This window comes from Amycolatopsis sp. NPDC048633 (assembly GCF_040650695.1).
Taxonomy (GTDB): Bacteria; Actinomycetota; Actinomycetes; order Mycobacteriales; family Pseudonocardiaceae; genus Amycolatopsis.
Map to the genome: position 1 here is coordinate 143,401 of NZ_JBEZHS010000002.1, position 19,302 is coordinate 162,702.

A 19,302-nucleotide genomic window follows, 5' to 3' on the forward strand; every position below is an offset into this window, starting at 1 on the left:
ACGGTAAAGAACCGTCGGTCTTTTGTCAAGAGACTGCCGGTCTTCAATTTCGCGCGCCGGGCGCTACGCTGGGTGTCATGACGTTCCAGCGGGCCCGCAGCGCGGAGCAGCGGGAGGAGCGGCGCCGCACGATCCTCGGCACGGCGCTGGCGATGCTCGACGAGATGCCGGTGGCCGACGTGAGCCTCAACGAGCTCAGCCGGCGGGTCGGGCTGGCGAAGTCGAACGTGTTGCGCTACTTCGAATCCCGCGAGGCGGTGCTGCTCGAGCTGCTCGACCAGGCGCTGCGGGGCTGGCTGGGGGAACTGGCGGACGAGCTGGCCGCCGGCGTCGACCCGGACCGGCCCGCGGGGGAGCGCGAGGAGCGGTTCGCGGCGGTCGTCGCCCACTCGCTGGCGCGGCGCACGGTGCTGTGCGACCTCATCGGCGCGCAGGCGGGTGTCCTGGAACACAACGTGTCCGCCGACGTCGTCGTGCGCTTCAAGCGGTCCGCGCTGGCGGGGCTGGACGCGATGGCCGAGCTGGTCCGCCGGTACGTGCCGGAAGTCGGCGACGAAGCGGCGTCGGTGTGCCTGCTGGCGATGATCCTGACCGGCGGGCTGTGGACGCACTGCCGGCCGTCACCCAGCGCCCTCGCTGCGTACGAAGTGGACCCGGCACTGGCCGCGCTGCACCTGGACCTGGCGCCCGCGTTGGAAAACGGCTTGGCATTGCTGATCGCGGGAGCGCGGAAGCGGACCGATGGCCGCCGGACCGGTGAGGCCGGTCCGGCGGCCGTGGGTCAGTAGCCGGCCGTCAGACGCAGGAGCGTCGTCGGCGCGTTGTTCGGCGACGCCCCGATGCCGACCTGGGTGCTCCCGCGCGGGTTGACGTCCACAGTGGACTGGACGCCCGCGTCGGTGGTCACCTGGGCCGTCACCGCGTGCCCGGCGCCCGGTGCGTAGCCGTCGCCGCGGATCTCGTAGACCGCCGGGATCCTCAGTACCAGGTCCCCGGGGGTGCCCTTGACCTGGAAGCACACCAGGCCGTCGTGGTTCATGCCGACGTTCTCGGTGCTGCGCACCCGCATCAGGCCGACATCGCCGGTCCGGGGCGTGGCGCAGTCGGCGAACAGGATGTGGCCGTCACCGCTGACCAGCTGCACCTGGTAGTCGGCGAGCACCTTCGCCGCGCCCGGGTACCCGAAGTCCTCCACCAGCGAGGGCTGGCCGTCGGCGGCGGTCCACGCCGGGGCCGCCGAGGCCGGTGTGGCGGCCGGGAAGCGGGCGATGTCCCAGACGCTGTTCGTGCCCGCCGTGGCGCAGTCGGCCTGGGCCGGCCCGGTGTCGTTGACGTTGTCACCGGCGATGAGCAGGCAGAAGCCGGAGCCCCGGTTGCGCAGCTGCACGCCACCCTTGGCCGGGTTCAGGTCCCACAGCTGGTCGGCGAACTGCGGCAGGCAGTCGAACTGCTTCGCGAAGCCGGCGGCGCCTTCGCCCGCGTGGACGATCAGGCAGCGCTTCGTGTACTGGTTGCGCACCAGGAACCCGCCGGCGGCGTTCGGCTCGACCTCCCACGCCTGGTCGGCGTAGGCGGGCGTGCAGTCGAACTGGAAGGCGGGGGCGTCGTTGACGTTGTTCGACCCGTGGACGGCGAGGCAGCGCTGCGTCGCCCGGTTGTGCACCTGGACGGGTTCGGGGACACCGGTCAGGTCCCAGATCTGGTCGGTGTAGGCCGCCTCGCAGTCGAACTGGTAGGCCGGGGCACCGTTGACGTTGTTGCTGCTCTGGACCGCGAGGCAGCGGCCGGTGACACGGTTGCGCAGCTGCATGCCGCCGTCGACCGGGGTCAGGTCCCACAGCTGGTCGGCGAACTGCGGCAGGCATTCGAACTGGATGGCGGGGGTGCCGTTGCCGCTGCCGTCGGAGTGCACGATCAGGCAGCGGTTCGTGCCCTGGTTGCGCACCAGCACCCCGCCGCCGTCGACCGGCTCCAGCGCCCACGACTGGTTCGCCGTCGACGACGGGCAGTCGAACTGGTAGCTCCCCGAGTCGTTGCCGGTGCCCTGGACGGTCAGGCAGCGCTGGGTGACCCGGTTGGTCAGGCGGAACACCGGGGGCTGCAGCTGCTGGATGATCCACGCGGCGAGGTCGTCGACCCGGACCGCGGTGCTGCCCTGGCGCGTCTCCGTGCTGTCGAGGCACCCGTGCTGCCACGAGGTGACGGCGATCGCGGCCAGCTCGGCCGGTCCGGCGCTCTCCCGCAGCACGGGACCGCCGGCGTCGCCCTTGCACGGGTCGGTGCCCGCCGGGCTCGTCAGTGCGACCGTGGTCGCGGTCGCCGCGCCCACGGTGACCGCGGTGGCGGTGAGGCGGTCGGGGACCCATTCCGTCGTCGTCCGGCCGAAGCCTTCGGTCTTGAGCGACTCGCCGGGCGCGGGCGCCGCGGTCCCCACGCGCAGTGGCGTGACGCCGGTGACCGGGTAGGTGAGCTGGACCAAGGCGAGGTCGCGATCGGTCCGCGGCACGACGCGGGTGACGTGCCGGGTCTCGGTACCGGCGGTGACCGTCGCCTGGTCCGCGGACGGCACGCAGGAGGCCGCGGTCACGACCCACTGCGGAGCGACGAGCGCCCCGCTGCAGGCGGTGCCGCCGCCGGTGATCCGGACGGCGAACCGGTCCGCGCCGGCCGGCACCCCCTCGCCGCCGGCGACCGCGTTCGCGGGCGTGGACGTCAGTCCGGCCAGCGTGAGCGCGACCGCGGTGATGACCATGAATCTTCGAGCAGACATCCGGGGTTCCCCTCGTCCTGTGTCGGTGATCCGCCGGAGACACGAGTCCGGCGATGATCATCGTGCAGGGACGCGCGGGTTCGGGGAAGCCGCCGATCGGCGGTGCGGTTGCTCCTCGACGTGCGGGCAAGCTCATTTGCTAGCATGTGGGCATGCCTCCCGACCCGAAACGGCAGTTCAGCGTCTACCTGCCGGTCGAGCTGATCAGGCGGGTGAAGCACGCCTCCGTCGACGCCGACGAGTCGCTTTCGGCTTTCGTCGAGCGCGTGCTCGAGGACTACCTACGACCGGACGGGGAACGACCGTGATGCGAGTGCTGCCGATCCGCTACAGCGCCGACGTCGAGGCCATGACGCGGTTCTACGAGGTGCTCGGCCTGCCGGTCGGGCCGGTGTCGCGGCCCGGCGGGTGGGTCGAGCTGCCCGCCGCGGGCGGCACGCTGGCCATCCACCGGGGCGCCGCCGAGGACGTGGGCCGCTGCGAGCTGGCCTTCGAGACCGGCGAACGCCTGGAAGACGTCGCCGCGCGGCTGCGGGCGGCCGGGTACGAGCCGGGGCCCGTGCTCGACGAAGGCTTCGGGCGCTCGCTGCGCGTCCGGGATCCCGACGGCGTGTGGGTGCAGATCAACGCGTACGACCGAGAGCTGTACACATGACCTTGCCGGTGAGGAGCTCGGGTTTCCTCGCCGTGGGCGTCGTCGCGCTCGAGTTCGCGGCGGCGGTCACCAGCTTCGTCGCCTCCACGCTGCTGCCGGTCGTCGCCGATGACCTGGCGGCGGGGGACCGGCTCGGGCTCCTGATCGCCGGCTCGACCCTCGGGTTGTTCGTCGCGCTGCCACTGGCGAGCCGGGTGCTGCGCCGGCTGGGCACGCGGGGCACCCTCGCCGCCGGGATGCTCGCCTACGTCGGCGGCCTCGTGGTGGCGGCCACCGCCCAGGGCGCGTGGACGTTCGCCCTGGGCCAGCTCTCCACCGGGCTCGCCAGCGGCCTGCTGGCGGTGTTCGGCGTCAGCGCCGCGATCCGGCACCTCGACGAGCGGCTGCGCCTGCGGGTGGTCGCGGCGTCGTCGGCGATGTGGATCGTGCCCGCCCTCGTCGGCCCGGCCGCTTCGCTGGGCCTGGAACACCTCGTCGGGTGGCGCTGGACGCTGCTGGTGCCGGTGCCCTTCGTCCTCTTCGGACGGTTGCTGGTCGTGCGCGCCGTCCGCGACGACCCGCCCGCGGACGCCGCGCCGCGGCCACTGGGGCGGACGCTGCTGGTGCCCCTGGGCGCGGCGGGGGTCGTGCTGAGCACGGGGTGGTGGCCGCTCGCGATCGCCGGCGCGGTGGTCGCCGCGGCCGGGATGGTCGCGATCCTCCCGGCGGGAACGGCCCGCCTGCGCCCGGGGACGCCCGCCGCGCTCGCGGCGATGGTGCTGTTCGCGGTCGGCTACTTCGGGGCCGACAGCCTGATCACCGTCCTGCTGACCACGGGGTTCGGCATGAGCCTGGGCCAGGCCGCGATCATCCTCGGTGCCGCGCCGCTGGCTTGGGCGGTGACGAGCCTGTTCGCGCGCCGCTTTCCCGCGACCGGCTTGAGCATGACCGCGCTCGGCACCGCCGTCCTGGCCGTCGGCGGCCCGTTCCCGGTGCTGCTCGCCGCCTGGACGGTGGCCGGGATCGGCGTCGGGCTCGCCTATCCCGGCCTGTACGTCCGCGCGAGCACCGCCGGCTCGAGCCGGCTCACCGCGACGGAGCTGGCCACCGCGGTGATCACCGCCGAGTGCGTCGGCCAGCTGCTGGGCCGCGCGATCGGCGGCACCCTGAGCTCGGCGGGCGCGTTGCCCGCCTCCTACGTGGTGTTCGCGGTCGCGCTCGCCGCGGCCGCCGCGGTCAGTCGAAGGTGACCCACTGGGACGTCAGGAGCACGAGCCCGAGCGAGCACGCGGCCACCACGACCAGCCCCAGCGCCGCGACGACGAGGGGCCGGAACCCGCTGCGGGCCATCTGCCGCAGGTCGAAGTTCAGGCCGACACCGGCGAAGCACAGCAGGAACGCCCACTTCGACAGGTTGCCGAGGCTGGTCACCTCGGCCTTGGTGAACACGTGCGCGGTGGCCAGCGCCGACACGGCGAGGAAGCCGAGCACGAACTTGGGGAACGTGCGCCACACGAAGGCGGCGCGCTCCTTCGGTCCACTCGCGACGGCCTTGCCGCCCCGGGTCGACCAGTAGGCCGCGTACCCGAGGACGACGAGCCCGATCAACGCGTTGCGGGTGCTCTTCACCGCGACGGCGACGTCCTGGGCGTGCGGGGAGTAGGCCGCGCCGGTCGCCGTCGTCTCCGCGGTGTTGTCCACCGCCAGGCCCGCCCACAGGCCGAACTGCGTGTCGGACAGGTTCAGCGCGTGCCCGATCAGCGGGAAGGTGAACAGCGCGACCGCGCCGAGGGCGAGGATCGCCGCGATGGCGTAGCCGGAGTCCTCGTCGTCGGCGTCGATCGAGCCCCGGCCGGCGATGATCGCCGAGACCCCGCAGATCGACGTGCCGATCGCCAGCAGCGACGACAGTTTCCCGCCGAGCCCGAAGAGCTTGCCCACCAAGAGGATCACCGTCGTGGCGACGGCCATGTCGATGAGGATCAGGCCGAGGCTCAGGCCGCCGAGCTTGAGCAGGTCGCCCAGCACGAACCGGGCGCCGAGCAGCACGATGCCGATCTTCAGCCAGAACTCGTAGGTGGCCACGCCCGGCCGGAACAGCGCCGGGACGCCGATCGTGTTGCGGATGAGCAGTCCGAGGATGATCGCCCACAGCACGTATTCGAGGTCGGGCAGCGCGGTGCCGGTCGCCTTGCCGATGGCGCGCACTTCGTTCTGCGCCAGCGTTCCCACGATCCCGACGGCGGCGAGCAGCAGCAGGCCGGGCACGTAGCGCAGGACCGGGAGGGTCGTCAGCCCACCGCTCCGGGTGGTCGTGTCCGTGCTCATTTGACCAGGAAGGTGATCGTCGGCAGCAGGCCGAACGCGGCCAGCAGCACCAGTACGGCGGCCACCGCGACCGCGGCCCAGTCGGCGCTGATCCGCGGCGCCGGCTTCGGTTCCGGATCGGCGCCCATGCTCAGAGCACCTCGTTCAGCTTGCCGGTGGCGACGTCGAAGACGAAGCCGCGGACGGAGTCCTTCTTCGGGACGAAGGGGCTGTTCTCGATCCGCGCGATCGACTGGCGGACGTCTTCGTCGAGGTCGCTGAACGCTTCGGCGGCCCAGGCGGGCTTGACGCCGACGTCCTCCTGGATCGACTTCTTGAAGTCGTCGTCGGTGAAGGTGAGCATGCCGCAGTCGGTGTGGTGGATGAGGATGATCTCCTCGGTGCCCAGCAGCCGCTGGCTGATGGCCAGCGAGCGGATCTCGTCCTCGGTGACCACCCCGCCGGCGTTGCGGATCACGTGGGCTTCGCCTTCGTTCAGGCCGAGCACGCCGTAGACGTTGATGCGCGCGTCCATGCAGGCGAGCACGGCGACGTGCTTGGCGGGCGGCAGCGGGAGTGGCCCGGTGAACCGGGCGGCGTAGTCGGCGTTGTTGGCCAGGAGCTCGTCGGTGACCGACATGGTGATCCTTCCGGCGGAGTTCGGGTGCGCCGAGTGGACCGCTGTCCGCACCCGAAAGCAACGGTGCCCAGGAACTGGGACGCGGCGAGGTCCAGGATCTGGAACCCGGCGCCGGCTCGTTGACCGCCGCGGGCCCGGCTTCCTAGAGTCGGCGACGTCAGCGGAAAGCGCCTGCGCTTTTCTCCCCGTTCTTTTTCCGGAGCAGGTACCCCCATGCCCGAATCCGTCTGGGTCGCCCAGTCTGATCCGCGGGTCCGGCCATTGCTCGCCGACCTGGCCCGCGAATATTCGACGCGCTACCACCGCGTTCTCAACGACGTCCACTTCGAACTCCGCGAATACCCGGCGGACCGGTTCGCGGCTCCGGAAGGCGGACTGCTGCTGCTCGTGCGGGACGGCCACGCCGTCGCGGGCGGCGCCTTCCAGCGCTACGACGGCGAGACCGCCGAGCTCAAGCGGATCTGGACCCACCGCGCGCACCGCGGCCGCGGGCTCGCGCGCCGGGTCGTCGCCGAACTGGAGGCCGAAGCGGCGCACCGCGGGTACCGCCGGATCTTCCTCACCACCGGCCCGAACCAGCCCGAGGCACGCGGGCTCTACCTGGCCACCGGCTACACGCCGCACTTCGACGTCGACGCCGTCCCCACGACGCGGCTGCCGTTCTCGAAAGCGCTTCCCGCCCCGGTGGGGGCGAGATGACCAGCGACCTCGGGACCCGGTCGCCCGCACCCGCCGCCTCGCCGGAGGAGTCGCTGAAGATCGTGCCCGCGCGGCACCCGGCGACCTGGGTGGCCGCCGCCGTGGTGGCCGTCCTCGTCGCGATGGCGGGCCACGCGCTGGTCACCAACAAGGCGTTCGACTGGCCGACGTTCAGCCGGTTCGTCTTCCAGAAATCGATCTTGGAAGCCGTCGCGCTGACGCTGGAACTGACGTTGTTCGGCGTCGTCGCCGGATTCCTGCTGGGCACGGTCCTGGCGTTGATGCGCATTTCCCGGAATCCGCTCCTGCGCGCGGTGAGCTGGACCTACACGTGGATCTTCCGGTCGGTCCCGCTCATTCTCCAGCTGCTCTTCTGGTACAACCTCGCGATCCTGTACAACGAGATTTCCTTCGGCGTCCCGTTCGGGCCGTCGTTCGTCTCGGTCGGGACGATGAGCCTGATCCCGCCGTTCCTCGCCGCCGGCCTCGGGCTCGCCCTGCACCAAGGCGCCTACGCCGCGGAGATCGTGCGCGCCGGGTTCCTTTCGGTGGATGCCGGGCAGCGCGAAGCCGCCGCGGCGCTGGGCATCCCGGCCGGGCGGCAGCTCCGCCGGATCGTGCTGCCCCAGGCGATGCGCACGATCGTGCCGACCGCGGCCAACGAGATCATCGGCCTGCTGAAGGCGACGTCCCAGGTCTACGTGATGGCGCTGCCGGAGCTCTTCTACCAGGTCCAGGTGATCTACACGCGCAGCGGCCGGGTGATCCCGCTGCTGCTGGTGGCCACCTTCTGGTACCTCGCGCTGACCACCGTGCTGTCGGCCGGGCAGTTCTTCGTCGAGCGGCGCCTGGGGCGGGGCGCATGAGCGCGGACTTCATGGTGGACGTCCGCGGTGTCCACAAGAGCTTCGGCGCGTTGACCGTCCTCGACGGGGTGGATCTCCAGGTGCGCCAAGGCGAGGTGACCGTCCTCTTGGGACCGTCCGGGTCCGGCAAGTCGACGCTGCTGCGGCTGATCAACCACCTGGAGCGGGCCGACCGCGGCTTCATCAGCGTCGGCGGCGAGCTGATGGGCTACCGCCGTTCCGGCGACCGCCTGCACGAGCTCAAGGAACGCGAGATCCTCAAGCAGCGCACCAGGATCGGGTTCGTCTTCCAGAACTTCAACCTGTTCGGGCACCTGACCGTCCTGGAGAACGTCGTCGAGGCGCCGATCTCCGCGCAACGCCGGCCGCGCGGCGAAGCCGAGGCCCGCGCCCGGGAACTCCTGGCCCGGGTCGGGCTGGAAGACAAGGTTTCCGAGTACCCGCGCCGGCTGTCCGGCGGCCAGCAGCAGCGCGTCGCGATCGCGCGGGCGCTGGCCCTCGAACCGGACGTCCTGCTCTTCGACGAGCCCACGTCGGCCCTCGACCCCGAGCTCGTCGGCGAGGTCCTCGCCGTCATCCGGGACCTCGCGAAGTCGGGGACGACGATGGTCGTCGTCACCCATGAACTGGGTTTCGCCCGGGAGGTCGCCGACACCGTCGTCTTCCTCGACGCCGGCCGCGTCGTCGAACAGGGCCCGCCCGAAGCCGTCCTCGACCACCCCCAGCACGCCCGCACCCGGGCCTTCGTGGAGAAAGTCCTCTGATGAAAACCCTGAAACTACGCATCCTCCTGCTCGCTTCGGTCTTCGCGCTCAGTGCGTGCGGAAGTCCTGAAGCGGCCACCGAAACCGCGGCCCGGCCCGGCGGGGTGAACATCACGGCCGACCAGCACCGGATCCGGGCGCAGCAGGTCGACGCGATCGCCGCGCTCGTCCCGGCCGGGATCCGCACCCGCGGCTCGCTCGTCGTCGGGACCACCGGCAACGGCACCCCGCCGCTGTCGTTCCGCGCGGACGACGACAAGACGGTCATCGGCGTCGAGCCCGACCTCGCGCAGCTGGTCGCCGACGTGCTCGGGCTGAAGCTCGACCTGCGGGCGTCGTCGTGGGAGAACCTGTTCCTGTCGGTGGACAACCGGCAGTTCGACGCCGGGTTCTCGAACATCACGGTGACCGAGGAACGCAAGGACAAGTACGACTTCGCGACCTACCGCAAGGACACGATCGCGTTCGAGGTCCGCGCGGAGAAGAACATCGCCGTGCGGGAGGCGAAGGACATCGCCGGGCTCACCGTGGGCGTCAGCGCGGGCACCAACCAGGAGCAGATCCTGCTGCGCTGGGACCAGCAGAACAAGGCGGCCGGCCTGGCCCCGGTGAAGTTCCAGTACTACCAGGCGACCTCCGACTACTACCTGGCGCTGCAGTCCGGCCGCATCGACGCCTACGTCGGCCCGAACCCGACGTCGGCCTACCACGTCGCGGTGGAGGGCAAGACGAAGATCGTCGGCACGGTCTCCGGCGGCGGCACGATCCCGGCCGACATCGCGGCGATGACCGACAAGGACGACGGCCTGGTGCAGGCGCTGCAGCAGGCGCTGGACACGGTGATCAAGAACGGCCAGTACGCGGAGGTGCTCAAGCGCTGGAACCTGGCGTCGGAGGCGGTGCCGGCCTCGGAGGTCAACCCGCAGGGGCTGCCCCGCAAGTGACCGGGCGCCCGGACTGCTGGGGACGCCGCTGCCCCAGCAGCCCGGGTACCCGCGCTACGGCGTCCGGAACGCCCGCCGGTAGGCGCCCGGTGTCGTGCCCACCTGCGCGCGGAAGCGGCGCCGCAGGTTGACCGCCGAGGCCAGGCCGACCCGGGCCGCGATCGCCTCGACCGGGAGGTCCGTCTCCTCCAGGAGCGTGCGGGCCTCCGTCACCCGGCGGGCGAGCAGCCACGCGCCGGGGCTCGTGCCGAGCTGGCCGGCGAAGCGCCGGGCCAGCGTGCGGGGCGAGACGCCGGCGTGGGCCGCGAGGTCGCCCACCGACAACGCCGTCCCGAGCCGGTCGCCCGCCCAGCCGAGCAGGCCGTCCAGGGCGTCCGGCGGCGGGGGAGGCGGGGCGAACTGCGCCTGGCCGCCCTCGCGGTGGGGCGGCATCACCATGTGCCGCGCGACGAGGGCGGCGTGCGCGGCTCCGTGGTCCTGCCGGACGAGGTGCAGGCACAGGTCGATCCCCGCGCCGGCACCGGCGCTCGTGGCGACGTCGCCGTGGTCGACGTACAGCACGTCCGGCTCCACGTGCACCTGGGGAAACTCGCGCCGCAGCTGCTCGGCGCGGCCCCAGTGGGTCGTGGCGGACCGGCCGTCCAGCAGACCCGTGCGGGCCAGCGCGAAGACCCCGGAGCAGATGGTGACCAGGCGCGCGCCCCGCGCGTGGGCCCGCAGCAGCGCGCGGCGGACGCGCGGGGGCAGCGGCGCTTCGACGGGGGCCCAGCCCGGGATGATCACGGTGTCCGCGGAGTTCAGCGCCGCCAGGCCGCGCGAGACGGACATCGCGTACCCGGCCGTCGTCGGCACCGGGCCGGGCGTCTCCGCGCACACCTCGAACTCGTAGTGCCGGGGCACCCCGGCCCGCGGCGTGCCGAAGACCTCGGCGGCGCAGCCGAGCTCGAACGTCGACTGCACCGGCCGGACGAGGGCCACCACGCGATGCATGGCAAGAAAGTACCCCAAGGTGTCATCCGGGACACTGGTCCGGGTCCGTCCGCCGGGGCACCGTGGCGGTCATGCACCCCGAGATCCTCGAGCAGGACGGCTACACCTGGGCCACCGTCAAGGAAGCACCCGTCCGCGAGCTGTTCCCCGGCATCCGATTCCGTCCACTGTGGACCGGACCGACCGGCGCGCACGCCGGCGTCCTGGAGATGGACGCCGGGACGTCGTGGCCGCGCCGGGACGTCCACGAACCCGGCCCGGAGGAGGTCTACGTCGTCGCCGGCACATTCAACGACGGCGCGCGCGACCACCCGGCGGGCACGTTCCTGCACGCTCCGGCGGGCACGTGGCACGTGCCCGCGAGCGCTACCGGCTGCACCCTGTTCCTGTTCTACCCGGAGGGCTGAGCGCCGGCGGCGTCGTGCGGCCCTGGTGCGGAGCGATCCACTGCGGTAGAACCAGAGGCGTGGCCGAGCGAGTACGGCGCCCTGACCAGCATGCCTCGGTGGAGCGGGATGTGCTGGTCCGGTACCTCGACGCGTGGACGGCGAAGGCCCTGCGATCCCAGCGCGGCGGCACGTACGTGGAGTGCGGCGGTTTCGCGGCCGACGCGCTCCGGGTGTTCGCCGAGTTCTCCGACCGGCTCGAGGGACACCACCTGGAGCTGGTGATCGTCGGCTCGGCCGTGCCCTCGGGTGTCCCGGCCGGGCTGTCGGTGCGGGTGGCTTCGGATCCTCGTGACGTCGAGGTGGCCGGGCCCGTGCTGACCCATTTGGACGGTCCCGGGGCATGGCCGCTCATCGCGCCGATGGCCCGCGGCAAGGGGCACGAGGTGGTGGTCACCGCGCCGGCGGGGGACCACCGGGTGGCGGCCGGCTGCTCGGTCGAGCTGGTGGCCGAGGACGGCGAGGCGCGCCTGCTGGTGTTCGTCACGGCGGACGAGAAGCACCTCGCGACGTTCAAGAGCGAGCTGTGGGCGGTGGACGAGTTCGCGGGCATCCGCTACCGCGACCCGCGCGACGCCGAGGGCATCCTGGTCGACATCTCGCTGACACCCCAGCTGCTGCCGTTGCGGCGGGCGCTGCTGGCGGAACTGGCACGGCAGGGCCGGCGCACGGTGGCGGAGCTGCAGCGGTTCACGCTGCTGGAGACGATCTACCGCGGCGAGGACGCGATCGGGGCGTTGACTTCGGCGGTCACCGCGGGAGAGGTCACGCGGGATCCGGAGAAGGGGCGCTTGACGCCGCGGACGGTGGTCGGTCTTCCGTAGCCGGTGGCCAGGCCGTCGCGGCTCAGCCGACCCGCGGCGGGTGGAGACCACGCCCGCGGCTCCGGTGGGCTGTGGGCCGCAGCCTCGCCGCGGGCACGGCTTTCCGCGGGCCGAGCACCCGCACCAGCCGCAGTCACCCGCACCACTCGCCGTCACCCGACGGCGAGTGGGCCGCCAGCCTCCGTCTCCAGAGCGGCTTCGCGCAGCGCCGCGGCGACCCGAGCCGCCGGTTCGGGCAGGGGCCGGGGGAGGTGGGCGAGCAAGACACGGCGTTGCTCTCCGGGACCGCCGCGGACCTCCAGCACCCGCACCCCGGGCGGCGCCACCGCACCCGTCGCGCCGGGCACCGTCGTGATGCCGCAGCCGGCCGCGACGAGGTGCAGCTTCGCGAGCCAGTCGCGGGCGGTGTGGGCGATCTCGGGCCGCTCGTCCAGGCCGGGCCACACGCCCATCACGCGGTCGTCGCCCGTGCCCGCGATCCAGCGCTGCCCGCGCAGGTCGGCGAAGTCGATGTACTCCCCGCGCGCGAGCGGGTGGCTCGCCGGCACGGCCACGCGCAGGCTGCGCTCGGCCAGCGTCCGCACGGCCAGCGCCGGGGTTTCGGTGTCGAGCGGGCGGAACGGCGGCGCCGAGGCCACCAGCGCGAGATCGAGGGTGCCCGCGCGCAGGGCGCGGACCAGCGCCGGCGTGCCGCCTTCCCGGCTGAGCACGGTGATCGCCGGGTGCGTGCGCCGCAGGGCGGCCAGCGCGCGGGGCAGCAGGTAGGCCCCGGCGATCGGGAACCAGCCCAACCGGACCGTCCCCTGCTCGCCGGGCAGCCCGGCCAGTTCGCGCGCGGTCGCGTCGAGCTGGTCGAGGACGCCGGCGGCGCGGCGCACCACGATCTGCCCGGCCGACGTGAGCCGCACCCCGTCGTGACGCCGCTCCAGCAACGGCGTTCCCGCCGCGCGCTCCAGCGAGGCGATCTGCCGGGAGACCGCGGACTGGGTGTAGCCGAGCGCGGTGGCCGCGGCGGTGAGCGTGCCCCGCTCGGCCACCTCGCGGAACACCCGCAGCGCGGTCAGGGAGGCGTCGGCGAAGGTCATGACACTTACGCATACCAGGTCTGCGGTTCTTTCGCTGCCCGCATGGCCGGATCGGTCCTAGCGTGGAGTCGTGAACATGACCCCGAAAGTCGCTCTCGTCACCGGTGCCACCCAGGGACTGGGCCTCGCCCTGGTCGGCGGGCTCGCGTCCCGGCTGTCCACTGAGGACACCGTCTACCTGACCGGCCGGGACGCCGGGCGCGTCGCCCAGGCCGTCGACGCCAGGCCGGCCGGCGGCGCCGAGGTCCGCGGTGAGGTCTTCGACGTCGCCGAACCCGGTGCGGCCGGCCGGCTCGCCGCATTGCTGGCCGAGCGGCACGGCGGCGTCGACGTCGTGATCGGCAACGCCGTCATGCGCGTCGGCCCCGACGACGACATGCGTGCCATCATCGGGGCCTACGCCGAGGTCAACAACTTCGGTACGACCCGGCTGCTGCGCGCCTTCGCGCCGCTGCTGCGGGACGACGGCCGGTTCCTCGTCGTGGCCAGCTCGCTCGGCACGCTGCACCACCTGGCGCCCGCGCTGCACGACCGCTTCGACGGACTGTCCTCATTGGACGAAGTGGACAAGCAGGTGGCCGCCTGGCGCGACGCGGTCGAGGACGGCAGCGCCCGCGCCGGCGACTGGCCGGGCTTCGTGAACATCCCGTCCAAGATCGGCCAGGTCGCGGCGGTGCGGGCGCTGGCCGCGCAGCGCCGTGACGACGACCTGGCGCGCGGGATCCTGCTCGCCGCCGTCTGTCCGGGGATGATCAACACGCCGACGTCCGCCCTGTGGTGGGACGTGCGGGACGCGCCGAGCCCCGCTCGGGCGGCGGAGGCGGTGCTGGATCTCGTGTTCCGGCCCGTCGAGCCGGCTCAGTACGGCGAGCTGGTCCGCTTCGGCGCGGTCCGGTCCTGGAAGCCGTCAGCCCAGGGAGGCGTCCAGCGAACGTGACAGGACGGCGTCCAAAGCGGCCAGCGTCGAGCCGCCAAGCACGATCTCGCCCGCGGAAACGTTGCCCTCCAGGTGATCCGCGCTCGCGGTGCCCGGGATGAGGTGGACGTTCGGGGCGTGGTGCAGCAGCCAGGCCAGGCCGATCTGCGCCGGCGTGCGGCCCAGCTCGCCGGCGGCGGCCTGCACCGCCGGCTCGTCGGTCACCTTCGGCAGGCCGGGGAAAGCCCCGCCGAGCGGGAAGAACGGCACCCACGCGATGTTCTCCGCGACGCACAGCTCGAGCATGTCCTCGTCGTCGCGCCCGATCAGGCTGTACGCGTTCTGGACGCACGCGATCCCGGCCGGAAGCGCCCGGCGCAGGATGTCGACGGTCACGCTGCTGAGCCCGATCGCGCCGATCTTGCCCTCGTCGCGCAGGGCGGTCATCACGGCGAGCTGGTCGTCGAGGTCGACGAGCTGGTCGCCCTCGGCCACCACGCCGGGCCGCCGGTCCGCGCGGCGCAGGTTCACCAGCGGGATCCGGTCGAGGCCGAGCGCCCGCAGGTTGTCCTCGACGCTCGCCCGCAGCTCCCCGGGCCGCTGCGCCAGGCGGAGCGGGATCGGGCCGCCGGGGTCGGGGTCGGCGCCGACCTTGCTGACGACCAGGACGTCGTCCCCGGGCCGGATCGCCTCGCGGATGACGTCGTTGACGAAGCCGTTGCCGTAGAACTGGGCGGTGTCGACGTGGTCGACGCCGAGGTCGAAGGCCCGGCGCAGCAGCGCGACGGCCGCGCCGCGGTCGTCGCGGAGGCGTTCGAGCTGCATCGCGCCGTAGCCGACGCGGGAGACGGTGCGGCCGGCGAGCGGGCCGGCGCCACCTGGGCGTGGGGCACTTTCGAGGGAAGGCATGCGTGGTCCTGTCTTCGTGCGATGATGGTGAAGCGGAGGAACCTCCGCTAAGTCGACCGTAGCACAACCGGAGGTACCTCCGCTTTGTCTTCGCCCGAACCTGACCGCCCGGTGCGCTCCGACGCGCGGCGCAACCGGGACAAGCTCGTCGCCGTCGCGCGGGCCGCCTTCGCCACCGCCGACGGCACCGTCGCGCTGGAGACGATCGCCCGCGAGGCCGGCGTCGGGATCGGCACGCTCTACCGCCATTTCCCGACCCGCGAGGCGCTCGTCGAAGCCGTCTACGCGGCCGAGCTCGACGACGTCACGGCGAGTGCCCCGGCGTTGCTCGCGCAGCTCGAGCCCGTGGCGGCACTCCGCGCGTGGATGGACCGTTACGCGGCTTTCGTCGAAACCAAGCGCGGGATGGCCGACGTCCTGCGCGCGAGCCTGGCGTCGGGCCGCATCGCGACCCCCGCGACGCGCCGGCGCATCACCGCGGCGATCGGCTCGATCCTCGACGCGGGGGCGCTGGCGGGAACGCTGCGCGCGGGCGTCGACCCGGAAGACGTCACGTTGATGCTGCTCGGCGTGTTCCTGTCCACTTCGGCCGGTCAGGACGCCGACCGGATCGGCCGGATGCTCGACCTGATCGTCGACGCGGTGGCGATCAGCGCACGCCGGTAGGCGGGCCGGCGTCGACGACGGCCAGCGACAGCTCCAGCGGGTCGAAGTGGATCAACGACTCCAGCCACCACGTCATGCCGGCCTGCGCGAGCCCCGCGAGGTCCACCTTCTTGTCCTCTTCCCAGGCCGGACTGGCGTTCCCGCGCACGACGACGTCGAACGGCTTGCCCGCCCGCAGGCCCGCGCGGTCCAGCGCGCGGCGGAGATCGGCGACCTCGTCCGGAGTCAGTTCGTGGTCGGCGGGGTTGGGGAAGATCCCGTCACAGCCGGCGGCGCGGGCGAGGACACGCGGATGGTCGGTGGAGGCGGCCATCCAGATCGGGATGGGGTGTGGTTCCGGTTCGGCGGCGGGCACGTCCAGCCGGTAGTGCGGACCGGTGTGGTGGACGGCTTCGCCGGTCCACAGTGCTCGCACGACGTCGAGGCCTTCGGCGAGCATCGCCGAGCGCGTGGCCGGATCCGTGCTCTCCCCGAAGCCGCTGAAGTCGCCGGATTCGTCGGAGCCCAGCCCGGCGCCGACGATGAGCCGTCCGCCCGAGAGCCTGCTGATCGTGGACGCCTGCCGGGCGACGGTCCACGGCCGGCGCCGGGGGAGCGGGGTGACGGTGGGGCCGAACACGAGGGTCTCGGTGGCCTGCGCGATCGCGGCCAGCACGGTCCAGGCATCGGTGATCGGCGGCACGGCGCCGATCACGTGGTCCCACAGGAAGATCCCGTCCCACCCGGCGGCCTCGGCGCGCACCGCGAGTTCGACGAGGACCCGCGGGTCTCCGAACGGTCCGAACGGCGGGAGGTAGATGCCGTGGCGCAAAGGGTTCACGTCCCCAGTTTCTTCAGCAGTTCGGAAAGGTCGACGACCTGGTCGGCGGGCGGCGGCCGGATGTCCACCGGCTCGCCCCAGCCGTGGTAGTCGGTCGTGCCCTTGAGAGCGGCGCCCGCCGGGAGTCCCGGGGACAGCTCGACGGCGAACCGCACGGGACGCTGCGCCGCGTCGAGCCACAGTTCGGCCGGCAGCTTGGCGGTGACCGGCTTGGCCGGCTTTCCGTCCAGCGGCGGCTGCGCGAATTCCGGGAACAGTTCCGGCGCCTTCGCGGCGTCGAACTCGAGCCGGTAGTGGTTGACGGCCACCGCCCCGAGCCGCGTCTGGTCCGCCGAGACGATCCGGCCGGTCCGCTCGATCTCCGTCAGGGCCAGGCCGAGGTCGGGGAGCTTGACGATCGCCGGGACGCTGGCGCCCGCGGCTTGGGCCAGTGGATCGGCGCTGTCAGGATCGGTGCCGACCCACGGCTTGCCGGGAACCGCTTCCTGCGGCGAACGGGTGTAGGTCTTCCGGCCGAGCACCCGGATTTCGCTGCCGTCGAGCACCATCTTCAGCGCGCTCGTGCTGCCGTCGAACCGCAGCGAACCGGTGGCGTTCTGGGTATCGGCCCCGAACACGGCAGCCATGGTGAAGCTGACGGACGGCGCTTGCGCGATGCCGGTCCGGGCGGCCGCCACGAGGTGTGCGACGTCGCCGGCCGGTGCCGAGAGTGCGGTGGGCGGAGCCGGCGGCGGCGCGGTGCCGGGCCCCGGATCGCAGGCGGTGAGCGCGAAAGCCGCCACGACGATGGTCAGACCGGCCTTGCGCATGGAACCCCCTGGGCATCGCGTTCCGGGGGACGGTATCGGGACAAGGTCACATTCCAGGCATGAACTCACGGGGCACCCGGCCGCCCGAACGGAGGCGCCGGAAACGCACAGTGTTCGGACCGGCCGCATTGATCCGCCATGCGGACCCTCACAAATCCCGTTTCGTGTTGCATGATGATTACTCCCCCCGATCGCGGGGTGGTCGTGAGGGAGGACCTGAAATGGGACAGGCTCGGGGCGAAGTCACCACGAGGATGGTCGATCTGAGCACGATCCCCCTGGCCGAACTGCGCGGGAGTGACGACCCGGCGCTCCGCTTCTCGCTCCGGCAGCTCGCCGGGCGGGCCGAGTGCAGCCGGACCGGGGTGCTCCAGAACCAGGCGCCGGACGCACGGTGACCAGGAAGTAGGGAACCCCCGACCCGATGCTGGACACCCACCGGGTGTCACTGACGAACCTCGACGCGATGGCCGCGGGGCGGAGTGACGCGGCCGTCGCCGGGCAGCTCGGGCAAGCCGACCGCAGCCGGCGGCTGACGCTGCTGCGCGCGGTCCTCGACGGCGCCGCCGAGCTGAAGCCCGCGATGTCCCCGTTGCCGCCGCTGGACGAGGCGTGGACGTTGCTGATCGAGGCGCAGCAACGGGACCCGGCCGCGACCGACCGCGTCCTCGCGCACCCGCACACCGGCCTGTGGGCGGCGAACGTCCTGCAGCGGCTGGCGAAAGGCGGGCGTGACGACCCGCCGTTGTGGGCCGATCTCGGCGCTCTCCACCAGCTCGCCACCGCCGCGGCCATCCGCGCCGGGCACGACTTCCGTTCCCGCGTCCCGGTGTGGCGCGGCCGGCTCATGCTGCCGACCCTCGGGCTCGCCGACGTCCGCAGCCGCCGCGAGTGGGATTTCGCGCAGGTGCACGCCGAACGCGGCCACGTCCTCGTGCGGGGCCCGGCCGGGAGCGTGCAGCTGCCCGACGACAGCTCGGCCGACGGTCCGGGCTGGTCCGCCCTGCGCACCCTGCGCGCCGGCGACGCCGAGCTCTTCCTCGACGACCTCGATCCGTACCGCGAGTTCGACGGACCCGTCCCGCCGCAGCGGCTCGACGCGGACGAGGTGGTGCGGTGGGCGGAGATCCTGGACGACACCTGGGGACTGCTGACCGCCCACCACCCCGCCATCGCGGCGGAGCTCGCCGCCGGGCTCACCACCCTGGTGCCCCGGGCGGCGATCGACCGGTTCACCCCCTACAGCGCGTCGCACAACGACGTCTTCGGCTCCCTGGTGCTGTCGCGGCCGCCGGACGCGACGACGCTGGCCGCCACCCTGGTGCACGAGTTCCAGCACAGCAAGCTCGGTGTCCTGCTGGTGCTCGTCGATCTGCTGGATCCCGCCGGGGACAACGACTCCCCGCGGCTCTACGCTCCCTGGCGCGACGACCCGCGGCCGGCCGTCGGCCTGCTCCACGGCGCGTATTCCTTCCTGGGCGTGACCGCGTTCTACCGCGGGCACTACCCGGTGGAGAAGGGACTGGCGGCCAGAGCCGCGCAGTTCGAGTTCGCCTACCGGCGTGAGCAGACGGCGCACGCCGTCGGCACGTTGCTCGCCGACGCGGTCCCGTCGGCGCTGGGCCGCCGGTTCCTGGTGATCGCGCGGGAACGGCTCCACGAGTGGGGCACCGAGCCGCTGCCGGACGACATCGGGCACGCGGCCGCGCGCGCGAACCTCGACCACCGGTTGTCCTGGCGGCTGCGGCACCTGCGGGTCGCGGACCGGGTGGTGGGGGAGCTGGCCGAGGCCTGGCTGCGGAACCGGCCGTGCCCGCTCGTCCCGGCGGTGCCGCCGGCCCTGGTCCCGGCGACGGGTTCCGCCGGACAGGCGCGGCTCACGCTCACGCGAACCTGGCTGACCGACCCGGATCTGTACGACGTCTACCGCGCCGAACCGGAGCTGGCGATGGCCGAGATCACCGGGATGTCCGCCGCGGACCTGGCGCTCGTCGACGGCGACACCGCGGCGGCGGCCGAGCTCTACCGGCGTCAGCTCACGACCACGCCCGACTCGGCGGCCGGCTGGGCCGGGTTCGCCCTGGCGACGCGGCACCCGGTTCTGCTGAGCCGCCCGGAACTCGTGTACGCGGTGCATCGCGAGGTCCGGCACCGGCGTGGGGTGGCACCGAACCCGGATCGGCTGGCGGGCTGGCTCGGGTGAAACAAAAGAC

23 protein-coding genes are annotated in these 19,302 nt (G+C 72.8%); 14 read left to right on the top strand and 9 right to left on the bottom strand.

Annotated features, from left to right (window positions below):
- Window positions 1-77: 77 nt before the first annotated feature.
- Window positions 78-788 carry a TetR family transcriptional regulator gene (locus AB0C38_RS07140; protein WP_360667912.1) on the top strand — a complete coding sequence of 237 codons (711 nt, stop codon included), beginning with the start codon at window positions 78-80 and terminating at the stop codon, window positions 786-788.
- On the opposite strand, the gene AB0C38_RS07145 is transcribed toward AB0C38_RS07140, so the two are convergent.
- A complete protein-coding gene (locus AB0C38_RS07145; RefSeq protein WP_360667914.1) occupies window positions 782-2,770 on the bottom strand; it encodes an RICIN domain-containing protein in 1,989 nt (662 codons plus the stop codon). The two genes, AB0C38_RS07140 and AB0C38_RS07145, sit on opposite strands and share 7 nt — an antisense overlap.
- Window positions 2,771-2,922: 152 nt before the next feature.
- Between AB0C38_RS07145 and AB0C38_RS07150 the strand changes: the two genes are divergently transcribed.
- The 3 genes from AB0C38_RS07150 to AB0C38_RS07160 are packed head-to-tail and all read left to right on the top strand — an operon-like array spanning window position 2,923 to window position 4,654.
- The gene (locus tag AB0C38_RS07150) at window positions 2,923-3,078 is read left to right on the top strand and encodes a CopG family transcriptional regulator (RefSeq protein WP_360667917.1); all 156 of its coding nucleotides are present in this window, start codon (window positions 2,923-2,925) and stop codon (window positions 3,076-3,078) included.
- On the top strand, window positions 3,078-3,425 hold the full coding sequence (locus AB0C38_RS07155; RefSeq protein WP_360667919.1) for a VOC family protein: 348 nt from the start codon (window positions 3,078-3,080) through the stop codon (window positions 3,423-3,425). The genes AB0C38_RS07150 and AB0C38_RS07155 overlap by 1 nt, the downstream gene beginning before the upstream one ends.
- On the top strand, window positions 3,422-4,654 hold the full coding sequence (locus AB0C38_RS07160; RefSeq protein ID WP_360667922.1) for an MFS transporter: 1,233 nt from the start codon (window positions 3,422-3,424) through the stop codon (window positions 4,652-4,654). The genes AB0C38_RS07155 and AB0C38_RS07160 overlap by 4 nt, the downstream gene beginning before the upstream one ends.
- Here AB0C38_RS07160 and AB0C38_RS07165 read toward each other — a convergent pair.
- Genes AB0C38_RS07165 through AB0C38_RS07175 form a run of 3 tightly spaced genes read right to left on the bottom strand, consistent with a single transcriptional unit; the run spans window position 4,641 to window position 6,351 of the window.
- Window positions 4,641-5,732, bottom strand: a complete 1,092-nt coding sequence (locus AB0C38_RS07165; RefSeq protein ID WP_360667925.1) for a putative sulfate exporter family transporter — start codon at window positions 5,730-5,732, stop codon at window positions 4,641-4,643. The two genes, AB0C38_RS07160 and AB0C38_RS07165, sit on opposite strands and share 14 nt — an antisense overlap.
- The gene (locus AB0C38_RS07170; protein ID WP_360667927.1) at window positions 5,729-5,860 is read right to left on the bottom strand and encodes a hypothetical protein; all 132 of its coding nucleotides are present in this window, start codon (window positions 5,858-5,860) and stop codon (window positions 5,729-5,731) included. Before AB0C38_RS07170 ends, AB0C38_RS07165 begins: the two co-directional genes overlap by 4 nt.
- A 2-nt stretch (window positions 5,861-5,862) precedes the next feature.
- The gene (locus AB0C38_RS07175) at window positions 5,863-6,351 is read right to left on the bottom strand and encodes a carbonic anhydrase (RefSeq protein WP_360667930.1); all 489 of its coding nucleotides are present in this window, start codon (window positions 6,349-6,351) and stop codon (window positions 5,863-5,865) included.
- Window positions 6,352-6,564: 213 nt separating this feature from the next.
- Here AB0C38_RS07175 and AB0C38_RS07180 point away from each other — a divergent pair, with 213 nt between their 5' ends.
- The 4 genes from AB0C38_RS07180 to AB0C38_RS07195 are packed head-to-tail and all read left to right on the top strand — an operon-like array spanning window position 6,565 to window position 9,624.
- Entirely contained in the window at window positions 6,565-7,050 is a 486-nt protein-coding gene (locus AB0C38_RS07180; RefSeq protein ID WP_360667933.1) for a GNAT family N-acetyltransferase, read from the top strand.
- Entirely contained in the window at window positions 7,047-7,916 is an 870-nt protein-coding gene (locus AB0C38_RS07185; RefSeq protein ID WP_360667936.1) for an amino acid ABC transporter permease, read from the top strand. The genes AB0C38_RS07180 and AB0C38_RS07185 overlap by 4 nt, the downstream gene beginning before the upstream one ends.
- Window positions 7,913-8,680, top strand: a complete 768-nt coding sequence (locus AB0C38_RS07190) for an amino acid ABC transporter ATP-binding protein (protein WP_360667938.1) — start codon at window positions 7,913-7,915, stop codon at window positions 8,678-8,680. Before AB0C38_RS07185 ends, AB0C38_RS07190 begins: the two co-directional genes overlap by 4 nt.
- Entirely contained in the window at window positions 8,680-9,624 is a 945-nt protein-coding gene (locus tag AB0C38_RS07195; RefSeq protein WP_360667941.1) for an ABC transporter substrate-binding protein, read from the top strand. The genes AB0C38_RS07190 and AB0C38_RS07195 overlap by 1 nt, the downstream gene beginning before the upstream one ends.
- Before the next feature lie 54 nt (window positions 9,625-9,678).
- On the opposite strand, the gene AB0C38_RS07200 is transcribed toward AB0C38_RS07195, so the two are convergent.
- On the bottom strand, window positions 9,679-10,614 hold the full coding sequence (locus AB0C38_RS07200; protein ID WP_360667944.1) for a helix-turn-helix domain-containing protein: 936 nt from the start codon (window positions 10,612-10,614) through the stop codon (window positions 9,679-9,681).
- A 71-nt stretch (window positions 10,615-10,685) separates the two neighbouring features.
- Here AB0C38_RS07200 and AB0C38_RS07205 point away from each other — a divergent pair, with 71 nt between their 5' ends.
- Together AB0C38_RS07205 and AB0C38_RS07210 are read left to right on the top strand one after the other, a co-directional pair.
- The gene (locus tag AB0C38_RS07205) at window positions 10,686-11,021 is read left to right on the top strand and encodes a cupin domain-containing protein (RefSeq protein ID WP_360667947.1); all 336 of its coding nucleotides are present in this window, start codon (window positions 10,686-10,688) and stop codon (window positions 11,019-11,021) included.
- Between the two features lie 98 nt (window positions 11,022-11,119).
- A complete protein-coding gene (locus AB0C38_RS07210) occupies window positions 11,120-11,884 on the top strand; it encodes a hypothetical protein (RefSeq protein WP_360667951.1) in 765 nt (254 codons plus the stop codon).
- 152 nt (window positions 11,885-12,036) lie between these two features.
- Here the strand turns inward: AB0C38_RS07210 and AB0C38_RS07215 are convergent, their stop codons facing one another.
- Window positions 12,037-12,969 carry a LysR family transcriptional regulator gene (locus AB0C38_RS07215; RefSeq protein ID WP_360667954.1) on the bottom strand — a complete coding sequence of 311 codons (933 nt, stop codon included), beginning with the start codon at window positions 12,967-12,969 and terminating at the stop codon, window positions 12,037-12,039.
- Window positions 12,970-13,045: 76 nt separating this feature from the next.
- On the opposite strand from AB0C38_RS07215, the gene AB0C38_RS07220 reads away from it, so the two are divergent.
- Window positions 13,046-13,906, top strand: a complete 861-nt coding sequence (locus AB0C38_RS07220; protein WP_360667956.1) for an SDR family NAD(P)-dependent oxidoreductase — start codon at window positions 13,046-13,048, stop codon at window positions 13,904-13,906.
- Here AB0C38_RS07220 and AB0C38_RS07225 read toward each other — a convergent pair.
- On the bottom strand, window positions 13,877-14,794 hold the full coding sequence (locus AB0C38_RS07225) for an aldo/keto reductase (RefSeq protein WP_360667959.1): 918 nt from the start codon (window positions 14,792-14,794) through the stop codon (window positions 13,877-13,879). The genes AB0C38_RS07220 and AB0C38_RS07225 overlap by 30 nt on opposite strands.
- A gap of 84 nt (window positions 14,795-14,878) precedes the next feature.
- Between AB0C38_RS07225 and AB0C38_RS07230 the strand changes: the two genes are divergently transcribed.
- Window positions 14,879-15,460: a TetR/AcrR family transcriptional regulator gene (locus tag AB0C38_RS07230; RefSeq protein WP_360667962.1), complete on the top strand. Its 582-nt coding sequence runs from the start codon at window positions 14,879-14,881 to the stop codon at window positions 15,458-15,460.
- On the opposite strand, the gene AB0C38_RS07235 is transcribed toward AB0C38_RS07230, so the two are convergent.
- Window positions 15,444-16,280, bottom strand: coding sequence for an LLM class flavin-dependent oxidoreductase (locus AB0C38_RS07235; protein ID WP_360667965.1), 837 nt, complete (start codon window positions 16,278-16,280; stop codon window positions 15,444-15,446). The genes AB0C38_RS07230 and AB0C38_RS07235 overlap by 17 nt on opposite strands.
- A complete protein-coding gene (locus AB0C38_RS07240; protein WP_360667968.1) occupies window positions 16,277-17,089 on the bottom strand; it encodes a hypothetical protein in 813 nt (270 codons plus the stop codon). The genes AB0C38_RS07235 and AB0C38_RS07240 overlap by 4 nt, the downstream gene beginning before the upstream one ends.
- A gap of 221 nt (window positions 17,090-17,310) precedes the next feature.
- Between AB0C38_RS07240 and AB0C38_RS07245 the strand changes: the two genes are divergently transcribed.
- Both AB0C38_RS07245 and AB0C38_RS07250 read left to right on the top strand, forming a co-directional pair.
- A complete protein-coding gene (locus AB0C38_RS07245; protein WP_360667971.1) occupies window positions 17,311-17,487 on the top strand; it encodes a hypothetical protein in 177 nt (58 codons plus the stop codon).
- Between the two features lie 26 nt (window positions 17,488-17,513).
- Window positions 17,514-19,292, top strand: coding sequence for an HEXXH motif domain-containing protein (locus tag AB0C38_RS07250; RefSeq protein ID WP_360667974.1), 1,779 nt, complete (start codon window positions 17,514-17,516; stop codon window positions 19,290-19,292).
- Window positions 19,293-19,302: the final 10 nt, after the last annotated feature.